22 protein-coding genes are annotated in these 25,516 nt (G+C 68.9%); 9 read left to right on the top strand and 13 right to left on the bottom strand.

The window, feature by feature from the left end; translation table 11 throughout:
* Positions 1 to 12 precede the first annotated feature (12 nt).
* From CDA09_RS06350 to CDA09_RS06340, 3 genes are all read right to left on the bottom strand, one after another.
* A complete protein-coding gene (locus CDA09_RS06350) occupies positions 13 to 732 on the bottom strand; it encodes a hypothetical protein (protein ID WP_121427854.1) in 720 nt (239 codons plus the stop codon).
* 74 nt (positions 733 to 806) lie between these two features.
* Positions 807 to 2,357, bottom strand: a complete 1,551-nt coding sequence (locus CDA09_RS06345; protein WP_121427853.1) for an alkaline phosphatase family protein — start codon at positions 2,355 to 2,357, stop codon at positions 807 to 809.
* Between the two features lie 262 nt (positions 2,358 to 2,619).
* The gene (locus CDA09_RS06340; RefSeq protein WP_164844374.1) at positions 2,620 to 3,195 is read right to left on the bottom strand and encodes a CHRD domain-containing protein; all 576 of its coding nucleotides are present in this window, start codon (positions 3,193 to 3,195) and stop codon (positions 2,620 to 2,622) included.
* Positions 3,196 to 3,474: 279 nt separating this feature from the next.
* Between CDA09_RS06340 and CDA09_RS06335 the strand changes: the two genes are divergently transcribed.
* Positions 3,475 to 4,797: an IS1182 family transposase gene (locus CDA09_RS06335; RefSeq protein WP_121426934.1), complete on the top strand. Its 1,323-nt coding sequence runs from the start codon at positions 3,475 to 3,477 to the stop codon at positions 4,795 to 4,797.
* Between the two features lie 158 nt (positions 4,798 to 4,955).
* On the opposite strand, the gene CDA09_RS06330 is transcribed toward CDA09_RS06335, so the two are convergent.
* Positions 4,956 to 6,050, bottom strand: coding sequence for an FUSC family protein (locus CDA09_RS06330; protein WP_121427851.1), 1,095 nt, complete (start codon positions 6,048 to 6,050; stop codon positions 4,956 to 4,958).
* A 149-nt stretch (positions 6,051 to 6,199) separates the two neighbouring features.
* Between CDA09_RS06330 and CDA09_RS06325 the strand changes: the two genes are divergently transcribed.
* Complete coding sequence (locus CDA09_RS06325; protein ID WP_121427850.1) at positions 6,200 to 6,880, top strand: hypothetical protein; 681 nt, start codon at positions 6,200 to 6,202, stop codon at positions 6,878 to 6,880.
* 37 nt (positions 6,881 to 6,917) lie between these two features.
* On the opposite strand, the gene CDA09_RS06320 is transcribed toward CDA09_RS06325, so the two are convergent.
* The 6 genes from CDA09_RS06320 to CDA09_RS06295 all read right to left on the bottom strand — a co-directional run bounded on the left by CDA09_RS06320 (position 6,918) and on the right by CDA09_RS06295 (position 11,921).
* Positions 6,918 to 8,213 carry a DUF445 domain-containing protein gene (locus CDA09_RS06320; protein ID WP_121427849.1) on the bottom strand — a complete coding sequence of 432 codons (1,296 nt, stop codon included), beginning with the start codon at positions 8,211 to 8,213 and terminating at the stop codon, positions 6,918 to 6,920.
* A 144-nt stretch (positions 8,214 to 8,357) separates the two neighbouring features.
* On the bottom strand, positions 8,358 to 9,755 hold the full coding sequence (locus CDA09_RS06315) for a HAMP domain-containing sensor histidine kinase (protein WP_121427848.1): 1,398 nt from the start codon (positions 9,753 to 9,755) through the stop codon (positions 8,358 to 8,360).
* Positions 9,745 to 10,437: a winged helix-turn-helix domain-containing protein gene (locus CDA09_RS06310; RefSeq protein WP_121427847.1), complete on the bottom strand. Its 693-nt coding sequence runs from the start codon at positions 10,435 to 10,437 to the stop codon at positions 9,745 to 9,747. The genes CDA09_RS06315 and CDA09_RS06310 overlap by 11 nt, the downstream gene beginning before the upstream one ends.
* Positions 10,434 to 10,919, bottom strand: coding sequence for a DUF6491 family protein (locus tag CDA09_RS06305; RefSeq protein ID WP_174718415.1), 486 nt, complete (start codon positions 10,917 to 10,919; stop codon positions 10,434 to 10,436). Before CDA09_RS06305 ends, CDA09_RS06310 begins: the two co-directional genes overlap by 4 nt.
* 66 nt (positions 10,920 to 10,985) lie before the next feature.
* Complete coding sequence (locus CDA09_RS06300; RefSeq protein ID WP_121427846.1) at positions 10,986 to 11,237, bottom strand: hypothetical protein; 252 nt, start codon at positions 11,235 to 11,237, stop codon at positions 10,986 to 10,988.
* 120 nt (positions 11,238 to 11,357) lie between these two features.
* Positions 11,358 to 11,921: an SRPBCC family protein gene (locus tag CDA09_RS06295; protein ID WP_121427845.1), complete on the bottom strand. Its 564-nt coding sequence runs from the start codon at positions 11,919 to 11,921 to the stop codon at positions 11,358 to 11,360.
* 145 nt (positions 11,922 to 12,066) lie between these two features.
* Between CDA09_RS06295 and CDA09_RS06290 the strand changes: the two genes are divergently transcribed.
* From CDA09_RS06290 to CDA09_RS06270, 5 genes are all read left to right on the top strand, one after another.
* Complete coding sequence (locus tag CDA09_RS06290; RefSeq protein WP_121427844.1) at positions 12,067 to 12,729, top strand: response regulator; 663 nt, start codon at positions 12,067 to 12,069, stop codon at positions 12,727 to 12,729.
* Positions 12,726 to 14,030 (top strand): ATP-binding protein, encoded by a 1,305-nt coding sequence (locus CDA09_RS06285; protein ID WP_121427843.1) that lies wholly within the window; start codon positions 12,726 to 12,728, stop codon positions 14,028 to 14,030. Before CDA09_RS06290 ends, CDA09_RS06285 begins: the two co-directional genes overlap by 4 nt.
* Before the next feature lie 119 nt (positions 14,031 to 14,149).
* Positions 14,150 to 15,619 (top strand): DegQ family serine endoprotease, encoded by a 1,470-nt coding sequence (locus tag CDA09_RS06280; protein WP_121427842.1) that lies wholly within the window; start codon positions 14,150 to 14,152, stop codon positions 15,617 to 15,619.
* Positions 15,620 to 15,859: 240 nt separating this feature from the next.
* The gene (locus CDA09_RS06275) at positions 15,860 to 16,429 is read left to right on the top strand and encodes a hypothetical protein (protein WP_121427841.1); all 570 of its coding nucleotides are present in this window, start codon (positions 15,860 to 15,862) and stop codon (positions 16,427 to 16,429) included.
* Positions 16,430 to 16,478: 49 nt separating this feature from the next.
* A complete protein-coding gene (locus CDA09_RS06270) occupies positions 16,479 to 17,537 on the top strand; it encodes an RNA methyltransferase (RefSeq protein WP_121427840.1) in 1,059 nt (352 codons plus the stop codon).
* 7 nt (positions 17,538 to 17,544) lie between these two features.
* Here CDA09_RS06270 and CDA09_RS06265 read toward each other — a convergent pair whose 3' ends face one another.
* Positions 17,545 to 18,705, bottom strand: coding sequence for an NnrS family protein (locus CDA09_RS06265; RefSeq protein ID WP_121427839.1), 1,161 nt, complete (start codon positions 18,703 to 18,705; stop codon positions 17,545 to 17,547).
* Positions 18,706 to 18,868: 163 nt separating this feature from the next.
* Between CDA09_RS06265 and CDA09_RS06260 the strand changes: the two genes are divergently transcribed.
* Both CDA09_RS06260 and miaA read left to right on the top strand, forming a co-directional pair.
* On the top strand, positions 18,869 to 20,065 hold the full coding sequence (locus CDA09_RS06260; protein ID WP_286164389.1) for an MFS transporter: 1,197 nt from the start codon (positions 18,869 to 18,871) through the stop codon (positions 20,063 to 20,065).
* A gap of 85 nt (positions 20,066 to 20,150) precedes the next feature.
* The gene (miaA, locus tag CDA09_RS06255) at positions 20,151 to 21,098 is read left to right on the top strand and encodes a tRNA (adenosine(37)-N6)-dimethylallyltransferase MiaA (protein ID WP_121427837.1); all 948 of its coding nucleotides are present in this window, start codon (positions 20,151 to 20,153) and stop codon (positions 21,096 to 21,098) included.
* Here miaA and CDA09_RS06250 read toward each other — a convergent pair.
* Positions 21,093 to 22,421: a hypothetical protein gene (locus CDA09_RS06250; RefSeq protein ID WP_121427836.1), complete on the bottom strand. Its 1,329-nt coding sequence runs from the start codon at positions 22,419 to 22,421 to the stop codon at positions 21,093 to 21,095. The two genes, miaA and CDA09_RS06250, sit on opposite strands and share 6 nt — an antisense overlap.
* Positions 22,422 to 22,432: 11 nt before the next feature.
* A complete protein-coding gene (locus tag CDA09_RS06245) occupies positions 22,433 to 25,507 on the bottom strand; it encodes an efflux RND transporter permease subunit (RefSeq protein ID WP_121427835.1) in 3,075 nt (1,024 codons plus the stop codon).
* Between the last annotated feature and the right edge of the window lie 9 nt (positions 25,508 to 25,516).

Here is a 25,516-nt window from a genome sequence, read left to right as displayed (position 1 = left end):
CGATCGCCCTAACTAATGGTCATGCCGATGGCCGTCCTCGTGGAGCACGCGGGCAACGAAGGGATCTGTTTCCATGTCCCCGAAATCGGCGGCGTCGATATGCCCGTAGCCTGAGACGGTCGATGCGTCGACACGTGGCCAGGTCGCAGGCGACACGGCCTCGAGCTCCTTCAGGCGCAGCGTGACACGCCGGCCGCCCTCCGTCCTGTGAAGCAGCGCGGGCAGGCGTGCCTGCTCGAGCCACCACAGATCGACCTTCTCGCCGTTCAACCGGCCGCGGTAGCGGACGGCCTTTTGACCGAACAGGGTCTTGCCCTCGACGCGCTTGAGCAGGGCCAGCTGCCGGGGCGAGATGATCGAGCCGAGTTGCTCCCAGTCCGGCTCCACGTTGCGCGTTTTCAGTTCGCCGGGCGCGTACTCGACGATCTTGCGCTCGTGGTGAAAGATGCGGGAATAGCCGTACGTCTGCTCACCCTGACGCTCCCAGATTTCGCCACGGCCGCTTCCCGCGTTCGCCGTTTCGATGGCGTTGCCGTCGCGCCACAGATACCAGTCGGTGCGCTGGCCATCGATCTGCAGGTCGAAACGTGCCGCCAGCGGCGCCGGTGCGGCACTGGATGAGACGACCGGAGCGGCGGCTTCATCGGCCTGCCCTTCATGCGCCAGTGCGCCATTGCCGAGGATGCACGCGAGCAGGCATGCGGTCAGGGTTATCAGCTTGGAGGCTTGCACGGATTGTTCCTTCAACAATGACCAGAGCGCCCGAAGGCGCTCCGGCTGATCAGCGGCGATGAGTCAAGTCCGGTTCAAAGACCGAACGCGTCCCTCATCACGTGATAGATCCAGTTCTGCTCCATCACGCCGCGCACAAGATAGGCTTTCGGGCCGCTGGCAAAGATGGCGACATCCTCACCGGCATGGGTCTCAGAGGAAAGCGGCACGGCCGCTTCCTGCAGATAGTCCAGCGCGGTGGTGTCGACGCCGTTCAGGTTCGGCCGCTTCTGGCCGGTCGCGATGGCATCGCGCCAGCCCGGGCCATTCTGGTAGCCCAGCGTGGTGTAGGGCAGCCCGAGCTTGTCCCTGGTCGGCACCGGGGTGTTGCCATCCACGTTCGGCACTTCCCTGGTGAGACCGAGGATGTCGTTGCCGCGGTGCGGATAGCCGGCGATCGTGAAGACGTGGCTGTGGTCAGCGGTGACGACGATCAGCGTCTCGTGCGGATCGGTCATCTCGTACGCTTTCTTCACCGCGTTTGCGAGTTCGATGGTGTCGAGCAGCGCCCGCTTGGCGTTGCCCGCGTGGTGCGCATGGTCGATGCGGCCGGCCTCGACGTGCAGGAAGAAGCCCTTCTGGTTCTTGTCGAGCATCCGGATGGCCTTCTCGGTCATCTCGGTCAGGGACGGCTCACCGGCCGGGTCGTTGGCACGGTCGGCCTCATACTGCACGTGCGAGCGCTCGAAGAGGCCCAGCAGGTACGGCGTCGAGTCGGGGTCGGCGGCATCGAAGCCCGCCTTGTTCCACACGTACCGGGCGCCCTTGCCGCGCGTCCCCACCCACTCCTCGGTCAGGTCGCGGCCATCCTTGCGCAGACCTTTTTTCGTCGGGTATTCCGGGTCGGCCTGGTCGACTTTCCGGAAGTAATCGCGTCCGCCGCCCAGCACCACCTTGAGGCTTTTCCTGACCGCGGGCCCGGCTTCGATCAGCTGGCGGGCAATGTCCTTCACGCCGCAGCCGGCCGGCAGGTTCGAATCCGCTTCCCAGTCGCGTACGGCCGTGTGGGCGTAGGTCGCCGCCGGGGTCGCGTGCGTCACGCGGGCCGTGGTCACCACGCCGGTGTCCTTGCCTGCGGCGGCGGCCTGTTCGAGGATCGTCGGCAGCGATCGGGCCGCGATCGCATCGGGATCGCATTCGCCGCGCGCCGTCGTGTGATTGACCGACAGCATCCCTTCGCGCGCCTTGTAGCCGGTCACCATGGCCGTCATCGTCGGGGCGGAGTCGGACGTCTGCTGGTCCCAGGAATAGGTTTTCGAGAGCGCCACATTGGGCAGCGTTTCGAAGAACAGGCGATTTTCCTCGCCGGGCTTGCCGTGCATCTGCCCATCGAGGATACGGGCCGCCGTAATGGTCGAGATGCCCAGCCCGTCGCCGACGAACAGGATCACGTTCTTCGCCGTGCGATGGTTCGCAACGACGCGCTCGCTGTCGCGGACGAAGTCCTGTCCGGCGTTGTACCAGTCTTCGACCGACTCCGGCCCCTTGACGACGGGCTCGACGGCGAGCGCCGGCTGAAGGCTCAGTGCAGCGAAACAGGCGGTGACGGCGGAAACCAGATGCGTACGGCGAAGTATTCTCGGCATGGCAGCAGCTCCTCGTGGCGAACGGATCAGGCACGGAAATCGGCCTGGCTCGCGCAAACACTACGCCGGGAATATTTCGAGGTCGTGATGAGGCGTCCCCGGCCTGCGCGGGGATGCAATGATTTTCAACGGCCAGGGAATGCGATGCGGGAGGGAGTGCGGAGCAGGTGGAAAGCCTGCATCGTCGCGCGGTGGGGCGCGCCGGCCGCCGCGTCCCGGGACGAGGCCGGGCCGCTAACTGCCGGCGCAAGGATGCGGCCGATTACTGGATCAGCCCGCGCAGTTCGCCTGCTGGCGAGTCACCCGCGACGCCCGGTGTCTTGTTGTTGGTGTTGTCGAGATCGCTGGTATGCACCACGATGGTTGCCCGTCCCTCATGGATCGCCTTGATCAGGCCGGCGATCCCGGTAGTCATCCGATTGGCCGGATCGAAGGCAAGCGGGCCGACCATCTGGGCATTGGTCATGACGAAACCGTCGCTCAGGCGGTCATCGAGCACCGCCGCGATATTGCTGTCCGGCACGCCCGGAACTGTCGGCACGAACCAGAACGCGATTGGTCCGACCGGCTGGTTGTTGGCGACCGGCCCGACGGGCGCGACGTGGATGTGGGCCATAAACAGGTTCCTGAGGCCTTCCACCTCCAGCTTGAATTTAACGGCCTGACCGGTGGCGTGCTGGATCACTTCAAATTTCGCCTCGCCGGTCGCCGGCGTCGCGATCACGTTGCCGAAAAGGTCGCCACCGACGAGATGGGCCTGGAACTGCATCGGATCCTGCGCGTGGACCGCAGAAGCGAACCCGAGCGCCAAGGCAAGCGCGGTCAAAGTCTTCCTCATGTTGGGGGTCCTCCATGATTGTGAGACCTGCATTGATCAACGCGGCCTCTCCATCGGCCGCGTCGCGCTGATCGGGATGGGGTTCCCGAAGCGGCACCGGGACCATCCGGTCTGCGCGGTGTCGCCATGTTGTAGACACCCGCCCCCTGGGAATTATTCCCAGCCCGCGGGGATTTATTCCCACCCTCCAACCAGAATCGCCTAGGAGTCTGCGCGGCAGAAGCCAAGCGTCGGTGAGGTAAGCCCTCCCTGGCGTGTCGGGGCCGGTAGACTGTCGAGATGACGAGCTATCTGCCCTATTGCCCGCAGCAGCAGATGCTGCTGCCCCAGGCGCTGCAGGAGTGGCTACGCGAAGGCCACCTGGCGTACTTCATTAGCGACGCGGTCGACGGATTGGACCTGAGCGCGTTCCACACCCGGTATGCCGGGGGCGGACCGCGCAACCAGCCGTTTCATCCGGCCATGATGGTCAAGGTGCTGCTGTATGCGTACGCCACGGGCGTGTTCAGCTCGCGCAAGATCGCGCGCAAGCTGCACGAGGATGTGGCGTTCCGGGTGCTGGCGGCAGGCAACTTCCCGGCCCACCGCACGCTCAGCGACTTTCGCGCTGTCCACTTGAAGGAGCTGAGCGAGTTGTTCGTGCAGGTGGTGCGACTGGCTCGCGAGATGGGGCTGGTGAAGCTCGGGACGGTGGCCATCGACGGCACCAAGGTCAAGGCGAACGCCAGCCGCCACAAGGCGATGAGTTACGGCCACATGGTGAAGGCGGAGGCCGAATTGAAACGGCAGATCGAGGCGCTGCTCAATCGGGCCAAGGCCGCCGACGACGCCGAGAGGAACGAGCCCGAGCTGGATGTGCCGGCCGAGATCGCGCGGCGCGAGGCGCGGCTGACGGCGATTGCCGAAGCCCGGGCGCGGCTCGAGCAGCGCCAGCGCGAGGCCGATCAGGCGCGCGGGCGCAGCGACGATGACGACCGCCGTCCGCGCGGCGGTGACGGCAAACCGAAGGGTGGGCGCTACAAGCGCGACTTCGGGGTGCCCGAGGACAAGGCACAGGAGAACTTCACGGATCCAGACAGCCGCATCATGAAGCGCGCCGGCGGCGGGTTCGATCCGGGCTACAACGCCCAGACGGCGGTCGACGAGACCGCCCACATCATCGTGGCGGCCGAACTGACCAACAACGCCAGCGACGCCGGGCTACTGCCGGGGATGTTGCAGGTCGTGCGCGACACCCTCGCGCAGCGCCCGCGCCAGGCGCTGGCCGACACCGGCTACCGCTCGGAGCAGACGTTCCGGGAGCTCGACGGCTGCGGGACCGAACTGGTGGTGGCGCTGGGCCGGGAAGGCAAGCGCCGACTCGGTTTCGACCGTGAACGCAGTCCGCACACCGCGCAGATGGCCGACAAGCTCGATAGCGAGGCGGGCAAGACGGCTTACCGAAAACGGAAATGGATCGCCGAACCGCCCAACGGCTGGATCAAGAACGTATTGGGATTCCGGCAGTTCAGCCTGCGGGGCCTGGAGCGCGTCAAAGCGGAGTGGAAGCTCGTCTGTATGGCCCTGAACCTGCGCAGGATGAGCACACTGAGGACGGCATAACGGGAAAAAGGGGCGCAAATCTGTCCCCGTTCCCGTCCGGCACGGGCGCAGCACCGTCGCGAAGCAATTCAACCACGGCCGCAGTCTCTTCCCGCACCTCTCGCTTCGCCGATCCTTCTGCTAAAACCCCACTCTCTGGAGTTCTGCCGCGCAGACTCCTAGCCGAAGAGGCGTGCCGGAACCAACCGCCGCATCTGCGTGCCGACGGCGGTGCGGAAGCGCGGACTGTGCAGGCAGATGCCGCCCGCGAAGCCCACAAGGCAGCCGAGCAGGGTATCGAGGAAACGTGCCTGGATCAGTTCGGTGGCCGAGCCATGCCCGAGGGTGGCCGCCTCCGCGAGGAGGATCGTCAGCGGGGTGATGAAGATCGCCGCGAAGCCGTAGTGGCGCACTACGGCGGTCTCGACGACGAAGGTCAGCGCGATCATGACGACGGAGATGGACCAGTTGCCCAGCGGCAGGCTCAGCAGCCCCCACGACACGAGCATGCCGATCGCGGTGCCGAGCAGGCGGTGCAACTGCTTGTTCCACACCGCGCGCAGGTTCATGCCCTGCATCACCGCGAGACAGCTCACGGGCACCCAGTAAGCGCGCTCGAGCTGCAGCAGTTGCGCGAGCGCGAGGGATGCGCCCACGCACAGGCCGATCACGACCGAATCGAACACCACGAAGTCGAAGGTCGGCGGGGGCAGCGGCAGCGCCGGCTTGGGGTCGCGTTGGCGCAGGATATAGACGCTGTAGAAGAACGCGATCAGGCTCGCCAGCAGGCAGCCCATCGCGATCAGCCCCACCTTGAGCGGCACGGCCAGGACGTCGCCGGGCGAATAGGCGCCGATCGATGCCGCCATGATGAAGAAGAGGCTGCCGGGCGGGCCGACGCGGTAGAAGCGGCACACCATCGTGACGAGGATCGCGGTGAAGGTCAGCACCAGCATCATGAGCGGCGGCACGAGGTGGCTCATCACGCCCAACGCATAACTGGCGGTCATTGCGAACGCGCATGCCATCAGCGCCACCATGCGGTGATGCAGGGGAGTCTCTGGGAGATACAGGAAAACCAGCCCGCCGAGCGAGGAGATCAGGCCGTAGTCCATGTGGTCGAAATACGCGCCGACCATCAGCGGCAGGCCGGAAGCCAGCGCAGCGCCGAAAGGCATCTGCCAGGGGCGGTCGCTCGGCTTGATCGTGACGAGCTGACGCAGTTCTTCACGGAGCAGCCCTGGGAGCCTGCTCCACTTGCTGGAGACTGTCATGGGTCGGATTCTTCGAATTCGGACGTAGAACGGAAGCGTATCGCACTTTGCCCCGGACGCTGAGGGCCGTGCTCATACCGATGCCGCACGAACCGAAGGGGACCGATTTCATCTAACCCAGTCCACCAACCCCAAGGAAGGAGAACTTCATGCACAACGCAGCGAAGACGGTGGGCATTCTGGCGGGCTCCTGGTTGTTGTCCGGGATCTCGCCGCCGGCGGCGGCGGACGAGATGTCCTTCTTCGTCACCAGCGTCGGGGTGGGCAACGGGGCGAACCTTGGCGGGCTGGAAGGCGCCGACCGGCACTGCCAATCGCTTGCCGCCGCGGTCGGCGCGGGAAAGCGCACCTGGCGGGCCTACCTCAGCACGCAGGCGGCGGCGCTCGCCGACGCGAATGCGGTCCATGCGCGCGACCGTATCGGCAGCGGCCCCTGGTTCAATGCCAAGGGCGTGCGGATCGCGCGCGACGTGGAAGACCTGCATTCGCCACAGGCGAACCTGACCAAGGAAACCCTGCTGGACGAGAAAGGGCAGATCGTCAACGGCCGCACCGACAAGCCCAATCGCCACGACATCCTCACCGGCTCGCGGCCGGACGGAACGGCCTTCCCGCCCAGCCCGCCGTTCAGCGACATGACCTGCGGGAACTGGACGAAGGGCGGCGACGAGGGCGCGGCGATGCTGGGCCACCACGACCGGTCCGGCCCGGTGACGCACCCCTGGGCCACGTCCTGGAACTCCGCGCACACGACGCACGGCGGCTGCAGCCAGGCGGCGTTGCAGAGCACCGGCGGCGACGGGCTGCTGTATTGCTTCGCGGAGAAGTGAAGAGCGGGCGCGGAACCGCCCCCATGACCACGGCACCCTATCCCACGCCGGGCACCAGCAAGGTCGCCGCGTGCAGCAGCAGGCCGATCGCCCCGCCCACGAGCGTGCCGTTCAGGCGGATGAACTGCAGGTCGCGGCCGACGCTCAGTTCGAGTTCGCGCACGAGATCCGCGTCCTTCCAGCCCCTGACCGTCGATGCGATGTGGTCCGCCAGCCCGTCGCGGAAGTCGTCCGCCAGCGCGGTGACCGCGGATTCGAGGTGATCGTCGAGCGAATCGCGCAAAGCGCGGTTCTCCGTGAGCGCCTTGCCGAACGCCGCCGCCGCGCCGCGGAGCCGGGTCGCGAGGTGCGAATCCGGCCGCTGCAGGTCGCTGCGCAGCCACGCCTTCAAGTCGTCCCACAGGCCGTTCAGGTATTCGGCCGTCGCCGGATGGGCGAGCAGGTCGCGCTTGGCCGCCTCGATGCGCACCGTTAGGGTTTCATCCGTCTTCAGGCGCCCGATGAACTCCGCCACCGACTCGTCGAACGCCTCTCGGCGCGGATGCTGCGGATCGTCGCCGATGTCGTGCAGCCAGCCGTTGATGCCGCGCACGATGCTCGCGGCGATGCGGCGCGAGAATTCGTCCGTGTCGGTGACGAGGCCGACCGCCCGCAGCACCTTCGGATACTCCTTGCCGGCGACCTCCACGATCATCCCCGCGAACGCCGACTGCACGTCGGGATCGTCGAGCCAGCGCGCCAGGCGCGCGAGTGCCGCATCCAGCACCTCCTGATGGCGGGCATCGGCGGTCAGCGCGTCGAGGATCTTCCCCGACATCGCGGAAAGGTCGACCTGCCGCAGCCGGCCGCGGATCGCCGCCGCCAGAAACCGGCGCACGCGCGCGTCGTCGATGAAATCCAGCCAGCCCGCCAGCGCCGACGCGAGCTTGTCGGCGAGGAGCCGCGCATTGTCCGGCTGTTGCAGCCACACCGCCATGCGGCCGGCGGGGTCGAAGGCGCGCATCTTGCGGACGATGGTATCGGTGGCGAGGAACTTGTCGCGGATGAACGCCGCGAGGTTGCCCGCGATGCGGTCCTTGTTCGCCGGGATGATCGCGGTATGCGGGATCGGCAGGCCGAGGGGATGCCGGAACAGCGCGACCACCGCGAACCAGTCGGCGAGCGCGCCGATCATCGCCGCCTCGGCGAAGGCCGCGACCCAGGCCCACGGCCCGGCACCGTGCTGCAGCCGCGCCAGCACGAACAGCAGCGTCACGGTCGCGAGTAGCGCCAGCGCGATGCGCTTCATTTTCGCCAGCTCGCGGGCCTTGAGCGCCGCCGCGGCCCCGCTCACCGCTGCGCTCCGCCACTACCGCCGGGACGCCCGCAACCGGCACGAACGCTACTCGCCCCGCCATCCCCGCCCGCCATACCTCGATGCTCCCCGCCCGCTCATCATGCATTCAGCTTACACGCAGCCGTGCAGCCGCGGGCGGAATCAGACAAGGTCGGCGTCAACCCCGCCGCCGCGCGACGCCGGCAGCACCAGTTCCACCGCCAGGCCGGGCTGCGCATCGCGCGCCGCGACGCGCCCGCCGTGCGCCTCGACAATGCCCTTGACGAGCGCGAGGCCGACCCCCGCGCCGTCGGGCGCGCTGCGGCTCTCGTCGAGGCGGAAGAAGCGCTCGAACAGCTTCGGCAGCGCCGCCTCGGGTGCCCCGGGACCGTGATCGCGCACGCACGCGACGACGCTCTCCTCCTGCACCGCCACGCTCAGTTCCATCCTGCCCGCGCCGTACTTCAGCGCGTTCTCGATGAGATTTTGCAGCACCTGGAACAGGAGATCCGGATCGCCGCGCACGGTCGCGGGCGCCAGCGTGCCGACGAGTTCGCGCCCCTCCGCGGCCGCGAGCGGCTCGTACAGTTCGATCGCATCGGCGGCCAGCGCGGCGAGGTCCACCGCCTGCCACTTGGGCCCGAGCGCGCCCGCCTCGATCCGTGCCAGGCTCAGCAGCGCCGCGAAGGTGCGCAGCAAGGCATCGGTCTGCGCGCCCAGCCCTTCCAGCCGTTCGCGCAGCACCGCATCCGCGACGGCCGCCTCGCGGGCCTCGTCGATGGCTCGCCGCAGCGAGATCAGGGGCCTGCGCATGTCGTGGGCGATCGCGCTGGACACGTGCCGCGACGCGTCGACGAGGCGCTCGATTTCGTCGAAGGCGCGGTTGAAGCGGCGCGCCAGCGCATCGAGTTCGTCGCCGCGCGCACTCAGGCTCAGGCGCTGCGCGAGGTGGCCTTCCTGGATGCGGGCCGCTTCGCGCGCCAACGTCTCGAGCCGGCGGTGCAGGTGCTGCATGAAGAACCAGCCGATCGCCGCGGCAACGACGATGATCAGCACCGCCGACCCCCACAGGCGCATCGACATGTGCCGCTGGAAAGATTGGAGCGGGGAATGACGGCCGACGAGCAGGCGGTCGCCGCCGAAGAGCATGAACACCTGGCCTTCCAGCGTACTGCCGTCGGCCTCCCGGACGCTGAACCATGCCTCGTCGGAGACGGGGACCCCGGCCGGCCATTCACTCAGGTTGCCGACCGTGGGACGCCCGTCACGGTCGGTGAGCAGATACACCGCGTCGCTGTCGGCCGCATCATCGACCCGGCGCTGCAGGACTTCGCGCAGCCCCTTGAGGCCGCGCTCGTGGAAATGCTCGTCGAGACCGGTGATCTCCAGCGTGATCGCCGCGCGCACCTCGTCGCTGATGTTGCCCTCCGCCTCCAGGAAAAGCGGGTAAAAGAGCGCGCCGACGATCAGCGCGATCGCTGCGGGCAGCGCGACGGCAAAGCGGTGGAAGGGGCTGGCGAACCAAGCGCGCAGCCCGCGCTGCGGCGCATCACACGACATCCGCGCTCAACCGGTAGCCGGCGCCGCGCACGGTGTGGATCAGCGGCGGCAGGCCCGGCAGGTCGATCTTCGCACGCAGGTTGGAGATATGCACGTCGATGACATTGGTCTGCGGATCGAAATGGTAGTTCCACACCGCCTCGAGCAGCATCGCGCGCGTGACGACCTGGTCGGAGTGCCGCAGCAGGAACTCGAGCAGCTGGAACTCCTTCGGCTTGAGATCGAGCTTCCGGCCGGCGCGCGCGACACTGCGCCGCAGCAGGTCCATCTCGAGGTCTGCCACGGCCAGGCGCGTGCGCGGCGCCGCATCCCCCGAGGCCGCCACACCGCGTCGCGCCAGCGCTTCGAGGCGCGCGACGAGTTCGATCAGGGAGAAGGGCTTGACGAGGTAATCGTCGCCGCCGGCGCGCAACCCCGCAACGCGGTCGTCGACTTCGCCCAGCGCGCTGAGGATCACGACCGGCGTCGCGACGTTCGACGCGCGCAGCGTGCGCAATACCGTCAGACCGTCGACGCGTGGCAGCATGCGGTCGAGGACCAGCACGTCATAGCTTTCGGTGGTGGCCAGGAACAGCCCGTCGCGGCCGTCTGCCGCCACGTCGACGACGTGTCCCGCTTCCTGGATGCCCTTGCGGATGTAGGCTGCTTGCTGGGGATCGTCTTCGACGAGGAGTATCTTCATTTCTTCCTGCGCGGTCCGGCATCGTGGATCAGGCGGACGACGACATTGCCGTCCGGGGTTATCTCACTCGCGCGCAGTTTATTCCGGTCGGCACGCAACAGGCTATCGATCACGCACTCGCCCGCCGGAAACACGAGGCGGTCGCGGCCGGGAACGAGGTGGTTGTCGCGCAGCACGAGCACGGAGGGGACTTCATCGCCGGCGGCGCCGCAGTTCGCGCTCACACGGATCACGTAGGGTTCGTCGACGCCGAGCCAGATAAGCCCGGTACCGGCATCGAGGGAATGCCAGCCGTAGACGCGGAACACGCGCACGGCCCGCGGCGGGTTTGCCCCGCCCGCAACCAGCGTCGCTGCCTGCGGAAGCTCGGATGCCCACACCAGCCCGATCGCGGGCAGGGTCGCCAGGCACAGCAGCAGCAGCAGGCGCTCGATCGCGGCCTTACGAAGCCGCAAGCGCATCGGGAAACGGAGCGGACCCATGCGAGTGCGGCCGGATGCAACCGGTCGGACACCCCCACGGGTCCGACCCGGTCATCTTGGAAACGCTTAGTTGGCCGCCGGAGCCGGAGCCGCAGCAGGAGCCGCCTTCTTGTCGGCCGCCTTCTTGTGGGAAGCCTTCTTGGCGTGCTTCGCGGCCTTCTTGGCGGGGGCCTTGGCGCTCGGGGCCTGGTCCGCAGCAGCGGCAGCGGCGGGAGCGGCGTCGGCCGGGGCGGCAGCAGCCGGGGCAGCAGCCGAGGCGGACAGGGCGAAAGCGGCAGCGGTGGCAGCGATAAGGGCCTTGATGTACTTCGATTGCATGGTGACTCTCCTGTGCATTGATTGACGACGGTTTCGTCGTGAGGAGGAGTCTGTGCCCGCCGGGATTAAGCCGCCCTCACCCGCAACATTAAAAAAAAATCAGATTTCATGCGCCCGCGCTCAGCGCCTTCGCACCATTTCGCGGATCATCGCGGAGAACTGCTCGGCCGTTTCATGCTGCACGAAAGCCGGGCCGAGCAGCGGGGGCAGCCAGAAATCGGGCTGGATCTGCGCGTGATAGCGGAGCAGCGTCCCGCCCGGTTCCGGCTCGAGGCGCATCAGGCTTTCCATGTGCCCGACGTTGCCCCGGATCCCCAGCGACCGGATCTCGCGCGGAAAGCGCAGCCGGATCTCGCGCTCCGACTCGAAATCCGTCCAGAACACGCCGTAGCGCGCCGTGCCCGTCTGGCGCACACGGAGCAGGTCGCTGCTTCGCTCCGTCACCTGGCTCGTTTTCAGGTTGGGGACGAAGCTCGCCATGTGATCGAAGTCGGTCAGGACCTCCCACGCCAGTTCCGCGCCGACCGGCGCATGGGCCGCCATGTCGATGGTGAAACCGCGGGCCGTCCGCACGACGCGCACGTCGTCGGCCACCACCGCGGGCGGCGCTTCGGTGGCGCCGGCCTGCACGGCAGGCAGCAGCGCCAGGAGCAGGAGGCCGCGGCGGACCAGGGCGCAGGGCATGGCGGGATATCCTCTCGGTTGGGCGGAGCCGGGCGTCGCGGGGCCCCGGCGGGACGTCACGCAGCGTAGCGCAATGCAGCAATGCGTGCCCGCGGCTCGCATAATATGCATCATTCCGGATTCCGCTCCCGCGAACTTCGCCACCATGAGACTGCTGCTGATCGAAGACGATCCGATGATCGGTGCCGGCGTGCAACAGGCGCTGCGCCAGGACGGTTATGCCGTCGACTGGGTGCGCGACGGCATCGCCGGCGAACTCGCGATCAGCGACAACCCTTACGACCTCGTGCTGCTCGACGTCGGCCTGCCGCGCCGCAACGGCATCGAGCTGCTGCAGCGCCTGCGCACGGCCGGCCACGCGCTGCCGGTGCTGGTGCTGACGGCGCGGGACGCGGTCGCCGACCGCATCCGCGGGCTCGATGCGGGCGCCGACGACTACCTCGTCAAGCCCTTCGACCTCGACGAACTGTCGGCGCGCGTGCGGGCGCTGCTGCGCCGCCAACGCGGCCAGGCCAGCCCCCTGATGACGCTGGGGGACCTCCAGGTCGACCCCGCGAACCGTGCCGTGACGCTGGCGGGCGAACCGGTGCGGCTGTCCGCGCGCGAATTCGCGCTGCTGTCGGCCTTGCTGGAACATCCGGGCCGCCCCTTGTCGCGTGCCCAGATCGAGGAAAGGATCTACGGCTGGGACGAGGAAGTCGAAAGCAATGCCGTGGAGGTGCATATCCACTCGCTGCGCCGCAAGCTGGGCGCCGAATGGATCCGCAACCTGCGCGGCGTCGGTTACTACGTGCCGGAACAGCCATGAACTCCCTGCGCCGCACACTCGTGCTGTCGCTGCTCGGCGCCCTGGTGCTGGTGTTCGCGCTCGGCGGTGCCGCGACCTATCGCATGGCGCACGGCGAGATCGATGCGCTGATGGATTACAACCTGCGCCAGTTCGCGCTGTCGCTGCGTGACCGGCGCTTCGCGGGCCCCAACGTCGCGCCGCCGGACGAGTCGCTCGACATGGTGATCCAGATCTGGGACGACACCGGGGTTCGCCTGTATCTCTCGCACCCGCACACCGCGCTGCCGGCGCGCGCGCAGTTGGGCTACACGACAGTCACCACGTCCGAAGGCGAATGGCGCGTGTATTCGATCCCGCTGCTCGACCACGTGATCCAGATCGCCCAGCCGATGGCGGTGCGCAGCCGCCTTGCCGCCGATGCGGCGCTGCGCACCCTGATTCCGCTGATTGCCCTGACCCCGCTGCTGGGGGCGCTGATCTGGTACCTGGTCGGCCGCGGCCTGCGCCCGCTGGAGCGGCTCGCGCGGGAGGTCGCCACGCGCCGCGCCGATTCGCTCGACGCCTTGCCGCTCACGGGCATCCCGGACGAGGCGCGGCCGCTGGCGCGCGCACTGAACGAACTGCTCGAGCAGCTGCGGCATGCGATGAGCGTGCAGCGCGCCTTCGTCGCCGACGCTGCCCACGAACTGCGCACCCCGCTCGCGGCGCTGCAGATCCAGCTCCAGCTGTGCGAACGCGCCCGCGATGAAACGACACGCGCCGCCGCGCTGGGCGAGCTGCGCACGGGACTGGGCCGCGCGACCCATCTGGTGCAGCAACTGCTGACACTCGCGCGCGAGGAGCCGGGAGAAGGCATTGCGGCACGGCGCGAGCGCGTCCAGCTCGCCGAGCTGGCGCGCAAGTCGCTCGCCGACCACGCCGCACTGGCGCGCGAACGGGGCATCGATCTCGGGGCCGAGTCGCTCGACGACGGCCTCGCGACGATGGGCGAGCCGGCCGCGCTGCGCACGCTCGCCGGCAACCTGATCGACAATGCCGTCCGCTACACGCCGCGCGGCGGCCGCGTGGATGTGTCGGTCGGCCGGGACGAAGGACGGTGCTGGCTGCGTGTCGATGACAGCGGGCCGGGCATCCCGCCCGAAGAGCGCGAGCGTGTGCTCGACCGTTTCTACCGGCCGGCCGGCCAGGTCGAATCCGGCAGCGGACTCGGGCTGGCCATCGTCAGCAGCATCGCCCAGCGCCACGAGGCGTCGGTCGTGCTGAACGCCTCGCCGCTCGGCGGTCTGCGCATCGCCGTCGGATTCAGCCCTGCGGCTTGACGCCTCGGGCAAATCAGTGCTTTCTTAAGCTTGATTTAAGTCAACGGCCCGTAGAGTGCCACCATCGCCTCCGGGAATGCATCCGATACCGGAACATCCGGGACGGGAGGAATCGAATCATGACTTCACAAACACTCAAGCTTGCCGGTGTCGCAGCAGCGACCATCGCCGCCACGATGTGGGGCGGTTACGAAATCGGCCACTCGGTGACCCCGCTGGCTACCGTCACCGCCCCGGCCGCCGTGCGCGCGGGACAGCCGCTTGCCGCCGCGGCGTTGCCGGACTTCGGCAGCATCGTCGAGTCGTATGGTCCGGCGGTCGTCAACATCAGCGTCGAGGGCACGGTGAAGACCACCGCGCGCGGACGCAACCCGTTCGGCCAGTTGGACCCCGACGACCCCTTCTCCGACTTCTTCCGCCGCTTCGCGCCGCGCGGCAAGGGCAAGCCGAGCGAGCAGATCACGCATGGACAGGGCTCGGGCTTCATCGTGAGTTCCGACGGGATCGTGCTCACCAACGCACACGTCGTCGCGAACGCCGACAACGTCACGGTCAAGCTCACCGACAAGCGCGAATTCACCGCGAAGGTGGTGGGGATCGACAAGCAGACCGATATCGCCGTGCTGCGCATCGACGCGCAGGGCCTCCCCACCGTGCCGCTCGGCGACCCGGCGGATCTGCGCGTCGGCGACTGGGTGCTCGCGATCGGCTCGCCCTTCGGCTTCGAGAACAGCGTCACCGCCGGCATCGTGTCGGCCAAGTCGCGCTCGCTGCCGGACGAAGGTTACGTTCCCTTCATCCAGACCGACGTGGCGATCAACCCGGGCAACTCCGGCGGGCCGCTGCTCAACCTGAAAGGCGAGGTCGTCGGCATCAATTCGCAGATCTACAGCCAGTCGGGCGGCTACCAGGGCCTCTCGTTCGCGATCCCGATCAACGTCGCCGCGCACGTGAAGGACCAACTCCTCGCGCAGGGCAAGGTCACGCGCGGACGGCTCGGCATCGCGATCCAGGATCTCAACCAGGGGCTTGCCGATTCGTTCGGGCTGTCCGTCGCGCGCGGCGCCCTGGTGAGCCATGTCGAAGCCGGCAGCCCCGCCGCCGCCGCCGGGCTGGAAGCCGGCGACGTGGTGCTGAAGTTCAACGGGGACGCGATCTCATCGTCCGCGGAGCTGCCGCCCAAGGTTGCGGTCGTGGCGCCCGGGAAACCGGTGAAACTCGAGATCTGGCGCAAGGGCAAGACACAGGAAGTCACCGTCACGGTGGGCGAACAGCAGCCCGACAAGGTTGCGGCGGCCGACGAGGCGGCCCAACCCGACGACAGCGGGCGCCTCGGCGTCTCGGTGCGCCCGCTGACCCCCGACGAGCAGAAAGCCACCGAAACGCACGGCGGGCTGCTGGTGCTCGATTCGTCCGGGCCGGCCTCCCGCGCCGGGATCGAGGAAGGCGACGTGATCCTCGCGGTGAACGGCAAGCAGGTGCGTCGCGTGGATGAGCTGCGCAAGCAGCTCGCCGATGCGGGCAAGCACGTCGCACTGCTGATCCAGCGCGGCGACGCACGCATCTTCGTGCCGATCGAGCTGGGCTGACGCAACGAGAGCCGACCGCCGCCCCCAGGGACGACGGGTCACGGCCGGCGGGGCACCTCACGGACAACCGGGCAGACGCCGCCGCCCCTTGGCGCCTGCCCGGATTGCCCCCGCAATCAAGCCAGGAACGGGCGCGGCAGACGATCCTGCCGACGCCAGCCCCATCCCCCGTGCCCCGTCTCAAGGGTAAAGTACCCCTTTCCCGCCATGCCCTTGCCACTTACGGAAAGACGCCCAGGCATGCTCGCCGCCCGCATCGAAGCCCTGCTCTACCGTATCCTGCGCTTCGCAGCGGCAGGGAACCGGCTGGTGCTCGCCTGCGCCGCGCTGTCCTTCGTCGGCACCGTGACGGCCGCCTGGCCCGTCACGGCGGTGGTCGTGCCGGCGACCCTGATGGCCGCGGGGCGCTGGCGCGCCATCAGCGGGGTGTCCGCACTGGGCAGCGCGATCGGCGCGACGGTGCTGATGCTGGTTTTTCACCATCTCGGCTGGACCCAGCTCTATGAGCGCTATCCCGAGCTGGCGACCGATGCGTCCTGGACCCGGGTCGTCGATTGGGGGGCCCGCTACGGCACCGCCGCGCTGTTCCTGGTCGCCCTGTCGCCGCTGCCGCAGACGCCGGCGCTGATGTTCTTCGGCGCGCTGCGCCCGGATTACGCCGGCGTGTTCGCGGCGATGCTGGCCGGCAAGCTGATCAAGTACAGCGCCTTCGCCTGGACGTCCAGCCACTTCCCCGAGCGGGTCGGCAGGCTGCTCGGCGGCCTGCTGCGGCGCGGCCGCAAGCGCGGCACGAACGACAGCGACGTGTAAAGGTTCCGGCGCGCTCCGCGGCGCGGCCGCCGTGCTAGCATCCGCCCCGATGCGTATCGAACACCTCCGCCAGCGCCTGCGAGACCTTGGCGCCAAGCCCTGCCACGAACAGGCGATCCTGCGCGCATGGGCGCAGGCGCGGCCGCTCGACAGCGGGCGCAAGCGCGCCGACGGCTTCCTCTCGCCGCGCATCCTCGGCGCGCTGCCGGCGCTCGGCGAGGAGCTCGGCAATCTCGCCCGCGTGCTCTCCGAGCATCCCGGCGAGGACGGTTCCGCGCGCCTGCTGGTGCAGCTCGCCGACCGCCAGTCGGTGGAAAGCGTGTTGCTGCTGCGCGACGGCCTGTGCGTGTCGTCCCAGGTCGGCTGCGCAGTCGGCTGCACCTTCTGCATGACCGGTCGCGACGGCCTCATCCGCCAGCTCGGCAGCGCCGAGATCGTCGCCCAGGTCGTGCTCGCGCGCGCCCGCCGCTTCGTGAAGAAGGTCGTGTTCATGGGCATGGGCGAGCCGGCGCACAACCTCGACAACGTGCTCGAAGCGATCGACTTCCTCGGCACCGAGGGCGGCATCGGGCACAAGAACCTGGTGTTCTCGACGGTCGGCGACGCGCGCGTGTTCGAGCGCCTGCCGCAGGGGCGCGTCAAGCCCGCGCTGGCGCTGTCGCTGCACACGACGCGCGCGGAGCTGCGTGAGCAGCTGCTGCCGCGCGCGCCGCGCATCGCCCCCGAGGAACTCGTCGAGCGGGGCGAAGACTACGCGCGTGCGACCGGTTACCCGATCCAGTACCAGTGGACGCTGCTCGCCGGCATCAACGATACCGACGAGGAGATCGACGGCATCGTGCGCCTGCTCGCCGGCAAGTACGCGATCATGAACATGATTCCGTGGAACAGCGTGGATGGCTTCGGCTTCGCGCGCCCCGAACGCGGGCACGCCGAGGCGATCGCGCGCCGCCTGCACGAGCGCGGCGTGCTCACCAAGCTGCGCCAGTCGGCCGGGCAGGACGTCGACGGCGGCTGCGGCCAGTTGCGCGCGCGCGTCGTTGCGCCGCGCACGCCGGCCGTGTTGCGACGCTTGCCCGCGACGGGCGCGGACCTGCGGCCCGACTGATCCGCCCTCAGTGCTCCTTGCCGTCGACGCGCGGCGCGAACAGGAAGGGGATGTAGCGCCAGCCGAGGATCGCGAAGCACGCGAACCACGCCGTGGCGGCCAGATGGACCCACGCGGTGTAGGCCCCCGGCGCGAGCTGCGGCAGCACGACGCGCACGACGAATCCGGCCATCATGATCCACAGCAGCAGCTTGTCGCCGGCGTCGAAGACCACCTTGCGCCCCGTATGCCCCTTGGAGATGCGCACCAACATCGCCGGGATGATCAGCCCCATCACGCCGAACGTGAACACGTGCACCGACACGCTGCCGACCCAGCCCGGCGACGCGTGCAGCACAGCGAATTCGAGCAGCAGCTGGGCGACGATCGCCGCGTAACCGAGGTACATCACCGCGAGCTCGATCCGGCGCATCGCGAGCTGCGGCTTCCACAGCATGAATCGCGCGACGAGCAGGAAGGCGAGCACGACCAGCAGTGCCCCCGCCATCGCCTTCGGCATCCAGGCGACGAACACCAGCGACAGCGCCATCAGCTTGATCGGGTTGTCGAGCACCGGGTGGCGCACGATCTCGGCCTGGAACACGCCCTTCATGAACTGTGTCAGCGTGCGCTCGAGCATCACGAGGAAGGCGACGCGGAAGAGCCCGATCACCATCGCGACGCCGGCGTGGAAATGCGCGCCGTCGAGGAGCAGCAGCTTCGCGGCGATGAAAAGCGGCAGCGCGACGAGGAAGAAGTAATTGTCGCGGAAGCTGTCCCGGCTGCGGTAGCGGATCAGCGTCCACAACAGCATCGCGACGATGGAGCCGAGAAAGACCAGGTTCGACAGCCAGAACAGCGCTGCCGGCCACGTTCCACCCCACGCCATGCCGATGCGCTCGAAGCCCCACGCGGCGGCGAGCCACATCAGCGCCACGCCGTGGTAGCCGCGGATCTGCACCCAGTTCTTCGACGCCGTCAGCAGGAAGCCGCCCATCACCGCCCAGCCGAAGCCAAAGAACATTTCGTGCGCATGCCATTGCACGGGCGTGAAGCGCCCGGCCGGCGCCGGCAGCGCCCCGCTGAACATGAGCGCCCAGAGGAGCGGCAGGCTCAGTCCCGCCAGGCATGCGAGGCTGAAGAAGGGGCGAAAACCGACGAGCCAGAGGGGATGGGCGAGGAACTTCATGCGATGGTGAACACGAGCTGAAACGGATGTCCGGATTGGACCGCGGCCGATTCTGGGCAAGGTTCGCGCACGGGTCCTTGATCTGCGACATTTCGCAGTCCCGTCATTTCTCGGTCCACGTCCGCATGCCACAATGCCGCAACCGATTCGCCACGCCAGGACCATGAAAGACGCATCGTCCGTACTGCCCCGGGCTTCGGCCCGCCCGAATCTGCCGGTCGCAATCTGGATGCTCGGCTTCGTCAGCCTGCTGATGGACGTCTCGTCCGAGTTGATCCACAGCCTGCTGCCGGTCTTCCTCGTCACCTCGCTCGGCGCCGGCGCGCTCGCGGTCGGCCTCATCGAAGGCGCCGCCGAGGCGACCGCGCTGATCGTCAAGGTGTTCTCGGGCGCGCTGTCGGATTACTGGGGCAAGCGCAAGCCGCTCGCGGTGTTCGGCTACGGGCTCGGCGCGCTGTCGAAACCGCTGTTCGCGCTGGCGACGAGTTCCGGCCTGGTGCTCGCCGCGCGCCTCATCGACCGCGTCGGCAAGGGCATCCGCGGCGCGCCGCGCGACGCGCTGGTCGCGGACATCGCCCCGCCCGAGATGCGCGGCGCGGCTTTCGGGCTGCGGCAGTCGCTCGACACCATCGGCGCCTTCCTCGGCCCGCTGCTCGCGATGGGGCTGATGCTGCTGTGGGCGAACGATTTCCGCGCGGTGTTCTGGGTCGCGATCATCCCCGGCTTCCTGTCGGTCGCGCTGCTCCTGTTCGGCGTGCGCGAACCCGAACGCCCGGCCGGCACGCCGGTGCTCAACCCGATCCGGCGCGAGAACCTGCGCCTGCTGCCGCACGCCTACTGGCGGGTCGTGGGGATCGGCGCGCTGTTCGCGCTGGCGCGCTTCTCCGAAGCCTTCCTCGTGCTGCGCGCGCTCGACGCCGGCCTGCCCGTCGCGTGGACGCCGCTGGTGCTGGTCGGCATGAACGTCGTCTACTCGCTGACCGCCTACCCCTTCGGGCGGCTGGCCGACGGCATGAGCCACGCGCGCCTGCTCGCGCTCGGGCTCGTCGTGCTGATCGCCGCTGACCTCGCGCTGGCGCGCGGCGCCGACTGGCCGTGGCTCGCTGCCGGCATCGCGCTGTGGGGCCTGCACATGGGCATGAGCCAGGGGCTGCTCGCGACGATGATCGCCGACACCGCGCCGGCCCCGCTGCGCGGCACCGCGTACGGCGTCTTCAACCTCGTCAGCGGCGTCGGCCTGCTGCTCGCCAGCGCGCTGGCCGGGCTGCTGTGGGAACAGTTCGGCGCGGCCTGGACCTTCGTCGCGGGCGCTGCGCTCGCGGGCGCAACGCTGCTCGCCGTGCTCGTGCGAACGCACTGAAACCACGGCCCGGATCCCGGCGAACCCTGCCGGGCCGTTCGTCGCTACAATCGCGGCCTGACTTCCTGCCCGTCCGCCCGCCGCGATGCTTCCCCCCGCCCTGCTCCTCCTCGGCCCCACCGCCAGCGGCAAGACCGCCTCCGCGCTGGCGCTCGCCCGTGAGCTGCCGATCGAGATCGTCAGCGTCGATTCGGCGCTCGTCTATCACGACATGGACATCGGCACGGCCAAGCCGACGGCGGAGGAGCTCGCCGCCTGCCCGCATCACCTGATCGACATCGTCACGCCGGAGGAGAACTACTCGGCCGCGCAGTTCCGCACCGACGCGCTGCGCCTGATGGACGAGATCACCGCGCGCGGCCGCGTCCCGCTGCTCGCCGGCGGCACGATGCTGTACTTCAAGGCGCTGCGCGAGGGGCTGTCCGACCTGCCTGCCGCGGACGCGGCGCTGCGTGCCGAGATCGACGCCGAAGCGGCACAGCACGGCTGGCCGGCGCTGCACGCGGAGCTTGCGCGCCTCGACCCGGAGGCCGCCGCGCGGCTCGAACCGGGCGATTCCCAACGCATCCAGCGCGCACTGGAGATCGTCCGCCTCACCGGCCAGCCCCTCGCCGACAGCTACGCGAAGCGCGAGATGGCGCCGCCACCCTTCCGCCTGCTGCCGATCGCGCTCGCACCGTCCGACCGCGCGGTGCTGCATGCGCGCATCGAACAGCGCTTCGATGCGATGCTCGCCGGCGGCCTCCTCGACGAGGTCCGCAAGCTGCGCGACCGCTACCGCCTGGAGCTGACGATGCCGTCGATGCGCTGCGTCGGCTACCGCCAGGCGTGGGAATACCTCGACGGGGTGGACGACTACGACACGATGCGCTTCAAGGGCATCGCCGCGACACGCCAACTCGCCAAGCGCCAGCTCACCTGGCAGCGCCAGTTCCGCGAGACCTGGCCGGAGCTGGTCGAACTCGACTGCCTGCGTGCGGACCTCACCGACGCGGTCGCCGCGACGGCCCGGCGCCTGCTTGCCGCCTCATAGCAGCCCGCGCCACGCCCCCACGGTAATCAGCCACAGCGACGCCAGCACATAGCTCGCGAGGCAGTAGCGAAGATTGCCACGGGCGAGCCCGACCGCCGACAGACCGAAGCGCCCCTGCAGCGACAGATGTACGCCCGCCATCGGATTCAGCGCGAGGCCGATGCTCCATGCCATCAGGAAGATCTGCGCCAGCAGCATCGGATCGGGCGACAGCGGCGCGAGCCAGGTCGAGGCGATCACGATCGTGATCACCGTATGCACGCCGATGGCCGCGAGCGCCACCATCGCCCCCAGCACCAGCGCCGCCTGCACCGGGCCGAAGCGGTCGAAGGGCGTCCAGCCGACGTCGCCCTGCATCAACGCCTGCAGCCCAGTCGCGAACACGCCCGCGGCGAGGAACAGCATCAGCTCGCCGGACATCGCCGGCAGCCGGCGCAGCGCGTGCGCGGCGATGCGCTCGACGCCGTCCGCCGGTCCGTTCGCGACCAGCACCGCCACGGCGCTGATCGCGAGCGCCGACCCGCTGATCACCGCCAGCGATGACCAGCCCGGCAGCCACACGAGTCCCGCCGACACCATCGCCGTCAGGACCAGCGGCAGCCACAGCGACGACACCCGCATCGGGAAGCCGACGAATCCGCCCTCCGCCTCGCCCGCCGACAGCGGCAACGTGCGCGTGATCAGCCACAGCAACACCACGGCGAGCGGCAGCCCGGCCAGCTCCAGATCCTCCAGCCGCGCGCCCGGCGCGTAGGTGAGCGCCACCGCCATCGCGCCGAAGAAGGGCGACCACAGCGCCGCGAGCAGAAATCCGCGGGACAGCAGCGCCGCCTGCGCCGCACTCAGCCGCCCGTTCTGCGCGATGCGCTCGGCAAGGATGAAGACCACCGACATGTTGATCACCGCCCCGAGCACATGCACGCCCGCGAGCGTCTGCCACAGCGCGCGCCGCCCGCGCGGCAGCGGCCGCTCCCCGTCCTTGCCGAAGCCGACGAGCTGCAGGAAACTCACCGCCGCGAGCATCCCCAGGAGCGCGGTGTTCTGCGTCAGCAGCCCGCCCCACGCGGGCCGCGCGCCGCGCCACACGGCCGCGGCCAGCGCGAGCGCCCCCAGTCCGCACAGGATCAGCGCAAAGCGCCGCTGCTTGCCGTCGAGCCGCGGCCACAGCGCAACGCCCGCGCCCCACGCGGCAACACCCGCCGGCCACGCAGGCAGCCCGGTGCGCGCGCCGTGCGCGAAGGCGAGCAGCACCAGTCCCGCCATCAGCCAGGCTGCGAGGACGCTGCGCGGGCGCGATGGCGTATGTATCTGCGCGTCGGACACGCCGCGCCCGCTCAGGCCGACACCGGCGTGCCGTGCTCCGCCGCGAGCAGGTTGCGTTCGCGCCGCGCGAGCAAGGTATAGACCGTCGGCACGACGAAGAGCGTGAAGAAGGTCCCCAGCAGCAGCCCGCCGACGATCACCCAGCCGATCTGCTGGCGGCTCTCCGCCCCCGCGCCGGTCGCGAGCGCGAGCGGGATCGAGCCCAGCACCATCGCGCCGGTGGTCATCAGGATGGGTCGCAGGCGCAGCACCGACGCCTCGACGACCGCATCGCGCAGCGCCGCCCCCTGGTCGCGCAGCTGGTTCGCGAATTCGACGATCAGGATGCCGTGCTTGGTGATGAGGCCGACCAGCGTCACCAGCCCGATCTGGCTATACACGTTGAGCGTGCCACCTGCGAAGTACAGCGCCGCAAGCGCGCCGGTCATCGACAGCGGCACCGTCAGCATGATGATGAAGGGGTCGCGGAAGCTCTCGAACTGCGCCGCCAGCACGAGGTAGATGAAGGCCAGCGCGAGCACGAAGGTCAGCGCCAGGCTTGCCGAACTGGTCTTGAACTCGCGCGACTGGCCGTCGTAGTCGACCGCATAGCCGGCCGGCAGGATGCGCGCCGCCGTGCCTTCCATCCACGCCAGCGCCTCGCCCATCGCGAAGCCGGGCGCGAGGTTCGCCGAGATCGTCACCGAGCGCCGCTGCCCGAAGTGATTGAGCTCGCGCGGACTCACGCGGTCCTGCACCTTCACGAGGTTCGCCAGCGGCACCATCCCGCCGTTCTTCGCGCGCACGTAGATCTCGCGGATGTCGCGCGCGACCGCGCGGCTCGGCGCATCCACCTGCACGATCACGTCGTATTGCTCGGCGTCCTGCTTGTAGCGCGTCACCTGCCGCCCGCCCAGCATCGTCTCCAGCGTGCGCCCGATCACATCGACCGGAATACCGAGGTCGGCCGCCTTGTCGCGATCGACGTCGACCGCGAGTTCCGGCTTGGTCAGCTTCAGGTCCGTGTCGGGCGACACGAAGCCCGGCTGCTGGCGCATCGCGTCGAGGATCTGCTCCGTGTAGCGCGCCAGCTCGTCGTAGGACTCGGACGTCGTGACGACGAAGCTGATCGGCCGCGTGCGCGGACTCTGCCCGAAGGACGCCGGCAGCACCGGGAACACCTGCAGGCCGGGGATCGCGGCGAGCTTCGGCCGCATCTCGCCGGCGATCGCGGTCGCGCTGCGTTCGCGCGCCTTCCAGTCGGTGAAGCCGGCGAAGGAGATGCCCTGCGACACGGTCGGGTTGCCCGAGATCACGAGGTAGCGATCCACCTCGGGCACCTTCGAATAGATCCCCTCGAGCTGTGCCGCGTAGCGCGCCATGAAGTCGATCGTCGCGCCTTCCGGCCCGGAGAAGATGCCCACGACGCGGCCGCGGTCTTCGACCGGCGCGAGCTCGGTCTTCAGCGTCTTCAACAGCAGCGCCGAAGTCCCCGCCACCAGCGCGAACGCCAGCATCACCACCCAGCGCAGGTTCAGCGCCACCCCCAACGCGCGGCGGTAGCCCGCCGTCAGCCACGCCAGGAAGCCCTCGATCGCGTTGTACAGCCGTCCGTGCCTCTTCTCGTGGCGCAGCAGCTTCGAACACATCATCGGCGACAGCGTCAGCGCGACGAAGCCCGACACGATCACCGCGCCCGCGAGCGTCAGCGCGAACTCCGTGAACAGCTTGCCGGTGCGCCCGGTCATGAACGCCACCGGCGCATACACCGCCGCCAGCGTGATCGTCATCGCGACCACCGCGAAGCCGATCTCCTTCGCCCCGCGGAAGGCCGCCGCGAGCGGCGCCATCCCTTCCTCGACGTGGCGGTAGATGTTCTCCAGCACGACGATCGCGTCATCGACGACGAGGCCGATCGCCAGCACCAGTGCGAGCAGCGTCAGCGTGTTGATCGAGAAGCCCAACAGGAACATCAGCGCGAACGCCCCGACCAGCGACACCGGGATCGTCACCAGCGGGATCAGCATCGCGCGCCAGTTGCGCAGGAAGAAGAAGCAGATCACCGCGACCAGCAGCACCGCCTCCCAGATCGTGCTGAACACCGACGCGATCGACCGGTCGATGAACACCGTCGTGTCGTTGGCGATGTCCATCTTCATGCCCTGCGGCAGCTCCGCCTGCAGCACCGGCAGCATCTGCATGAGGCCGCGCTTGAGATCCAGCGGATTCGCCACCGACTGCTTGATGAGGCCGATCGACACCGCCGGCTTGCCCATGAAGCGCACCAGCGTGCGCTCGTCCTGCGCCGCGACCTCGACACGGCCGACGTCGCGGATGCGCACCGCGTAGCCGCCGGGCGCCTGCGGCTGGCGCACGACGATGGACTCGAATTCGCGCGGCGTCGCCAGATCGGTCTGCGCCACCACCGCGAACTCGCGTTCGCGGCTCTCGATGCGCCCCGCGGGCAGCTCCACGTTCTGCCGGCGGATCGCGTCCTCGACGTCCTGCGGCGTGAGCCGGAAAGCCGCCAGCCGGTCGCGGTCCAGCCACACGCGCATCGAATAGCGGCGCTCGCCGAACATGCGCGCATCCGCCGCCCCCGACAATGTCTGCAGGCGCGGCTTGACGACGCGGCTGGCGAAATCGGAAAGCTCCAGCGGCGAATGGCGATCCGACGAGAACGCGATCCAGATGATCGGGTTGGCGTCGGCCTCCACTTTCGAGATCACCGGTTCGTCGATGTCGTCGGGCAGGCGCCGGCGCACGCGCGACACACGGTCGCGCACGTCCGCGGCGGCGCTGTCGGCGCTGCGCTCGATGCGGAAACGCACGGTGATCTGGCTGCGCTCCTGGCGGCTGATCGACTGCAGCACGTCGACGCCCTCGATGCCGGCGAGCGAATCCTCCAGCGGTTTCGTCACCTGCGACTCGACGATCTCCGCGCTCGCCCCTTTGTACGTCGTATCGACGGTCACGACCGGCTCGTCGATGTTCGGGTACTCACGCACCGTCAGGCGCAAGTACGACATCAGCCCGATCAGCAGCACCAGCAGCGACAGCACCGTCGCGAACACCGGGCGCTTGATGCAGATCTCCGACAGGACCATGGCCGCCCC

This window comes from Azoarcus sp. DN11, from assembly GCF_003628555.1.
Classification (GTDB): domain Bacteria; phylum Pseudomonadota; class Gammaproteobacteria; order Burkholderiales; family Rhodocyclaceae; genus Aromatoleum.
Note: the sequence above shows the minus strand (reverse complement) of the source record. Positions and strands in the feature narration are given on the sequence as shown.

What these genes read in the sequence shown, in the direction of transcription:
- CDA09_RS06345 (WP_121427853.1), bottom strand. Translation starts at nt 2,357, where the DNA reads ATGCCGAGAATACTTCGCCGTACGCATCTGGTTTCCGCCGTCACCGCC.
- CDA09_RS06340 (WP_164844374.1), bottom strand. Translation starts at nt 3,195, where the DNA reads ATGAGGAAGACTTTGACCGCGCTTGCCTTGGCGCTCGGGTTCGCTTCT.
- CDA09_RS06335 (WP_121426934.1), top strand. Translation starts at nt 3,475, where the DNA reads ATGACGAGCTATCTGCCCTATTGCCCGCAGCAGCAGATGCTGCTGCCC.
- CDA09_RS06330 (WP_121427851.1), bottom strand. Translation starts at nt 6,050, where the DNA reads ATGACAGTCTCCAGCAAGTGGAGCAGGCTCCCAGGGCTGCTCCGTGAA.
- CDA09_RS06325 (WP_121427850.1), top strand. Translation starts at nt 6,200, where the DNA reads ATGCACAACGCAGCGAAGACGGTGGGCATTCTGGCGGGCTCCTGGTTG.
- CDA09_RS06315 (WP_121427848.1), bottom strand. Translation starts at nt 9,755, where the DNA reads ATGTCGTGTGATGCGCCGCAGCGCGGGCTGCGCGCTTGGTTCGCCAGC.
- CDA09_RS06310 (WP_121427847.1), bottom strand. Translation starts at nt 10,437, where the DNA reads ATGAAGATACTCCTCGTCGAAGACGATCCCCAGCAAGCAGCCTACATC.
- CDA09_RS06305 (WP_174718415.1), bottom strand. Translation starts at nt 10,919, where the DNA reads ATGGGTCCGCTCCGTTTCCCGATGCGCTTGCGGCTTCGTAAGGCCGCG.
- CDA09_RS06300 (WP_121427846.1), bottom strand. Translation starts at nt 11,237, where the DNA reads ATGCAATCGAAGTACATCAAGGCCCTTATCGCTGCCACCGCTGCCGCT.
- CDA09_RS06295 (WP_121427845.1), bottom strand. Translation starts at nt 11,921, where the DNA reads ATGCCCTGCGCCCTGGTCCGCCGCGGCCTCCTGCTCCTGGCGCTGCTG.
- CDA09_RS06290 (WP_121427844.1), top strand. Translation starts at nt 12,067, where the DNA reads ATGAGACTGCTGCTGATCGAAGACGATCCGATGATCGGTGCCGGCGTG.
- CDA09_RS06285 (WP_121427843.1), top strand. Translation starts at nt 12,726, where the DNA reads ATGAACTCCCTGCGCCGCACACTCGTGCTGTCGCTGCTCGGCGCCCTG.
- CDA09_RS06280 (WP_121427842.1), top strand. Translation starts at nt 14,150, where the DNA reads ATGACTTCACAAACACTCAAGCTTGCCGGTGTCGCAGCAGCGACCATC.
- CDA09_RS06275 (WP_121427841.1), top strand. Translation starts at nt 15,860, where the DNA reads ATGCTCGCCGCCCGCATCGAAGCCCTGCTCTACCGTATCCTGCGCTTC.
- CDA09_RS06270 (WP_121427840.1), top strand. Translation starts at nt 16,479, where the DNA reads ATGCGTATCGAACACCTCCGCCAGCGCCTGCGAGACCTTGGCGCCAAG.
- CDA09_RS06265 (WP_121427839.1), bottom strand. Translation starts at nt 18,705, where the DNA reads ATGAAGTTCCTCGCCCATCCCCTCTGGCTCGTCGGTTTTCGCCCCTTC.
- CDA09_RS06260 (WP_286164389.1), top strand. Translation starts at nt 18,869, where the DNA reads ATGAAAGACGCATCGTCCGTACTGCCCCGGGCTTCGGCCCGCCCGAAT.
- miaA (WP_121427837.1), top strand. Translation starts at nt 20,151, where the DNA reads ATGCTTCCCCCCGCCCTGCTCCTCCTCGGCCCCACCGCCAGCGGCAAG.
- CDA09_RS06245 (WP_121427835.1), bottom strand. Translation starts at nt 25,507, where the DNA reads ATGGTCCTGTCGGAGATCTGCATCAAGCGCCCGGTGTTCGCGACGGTG.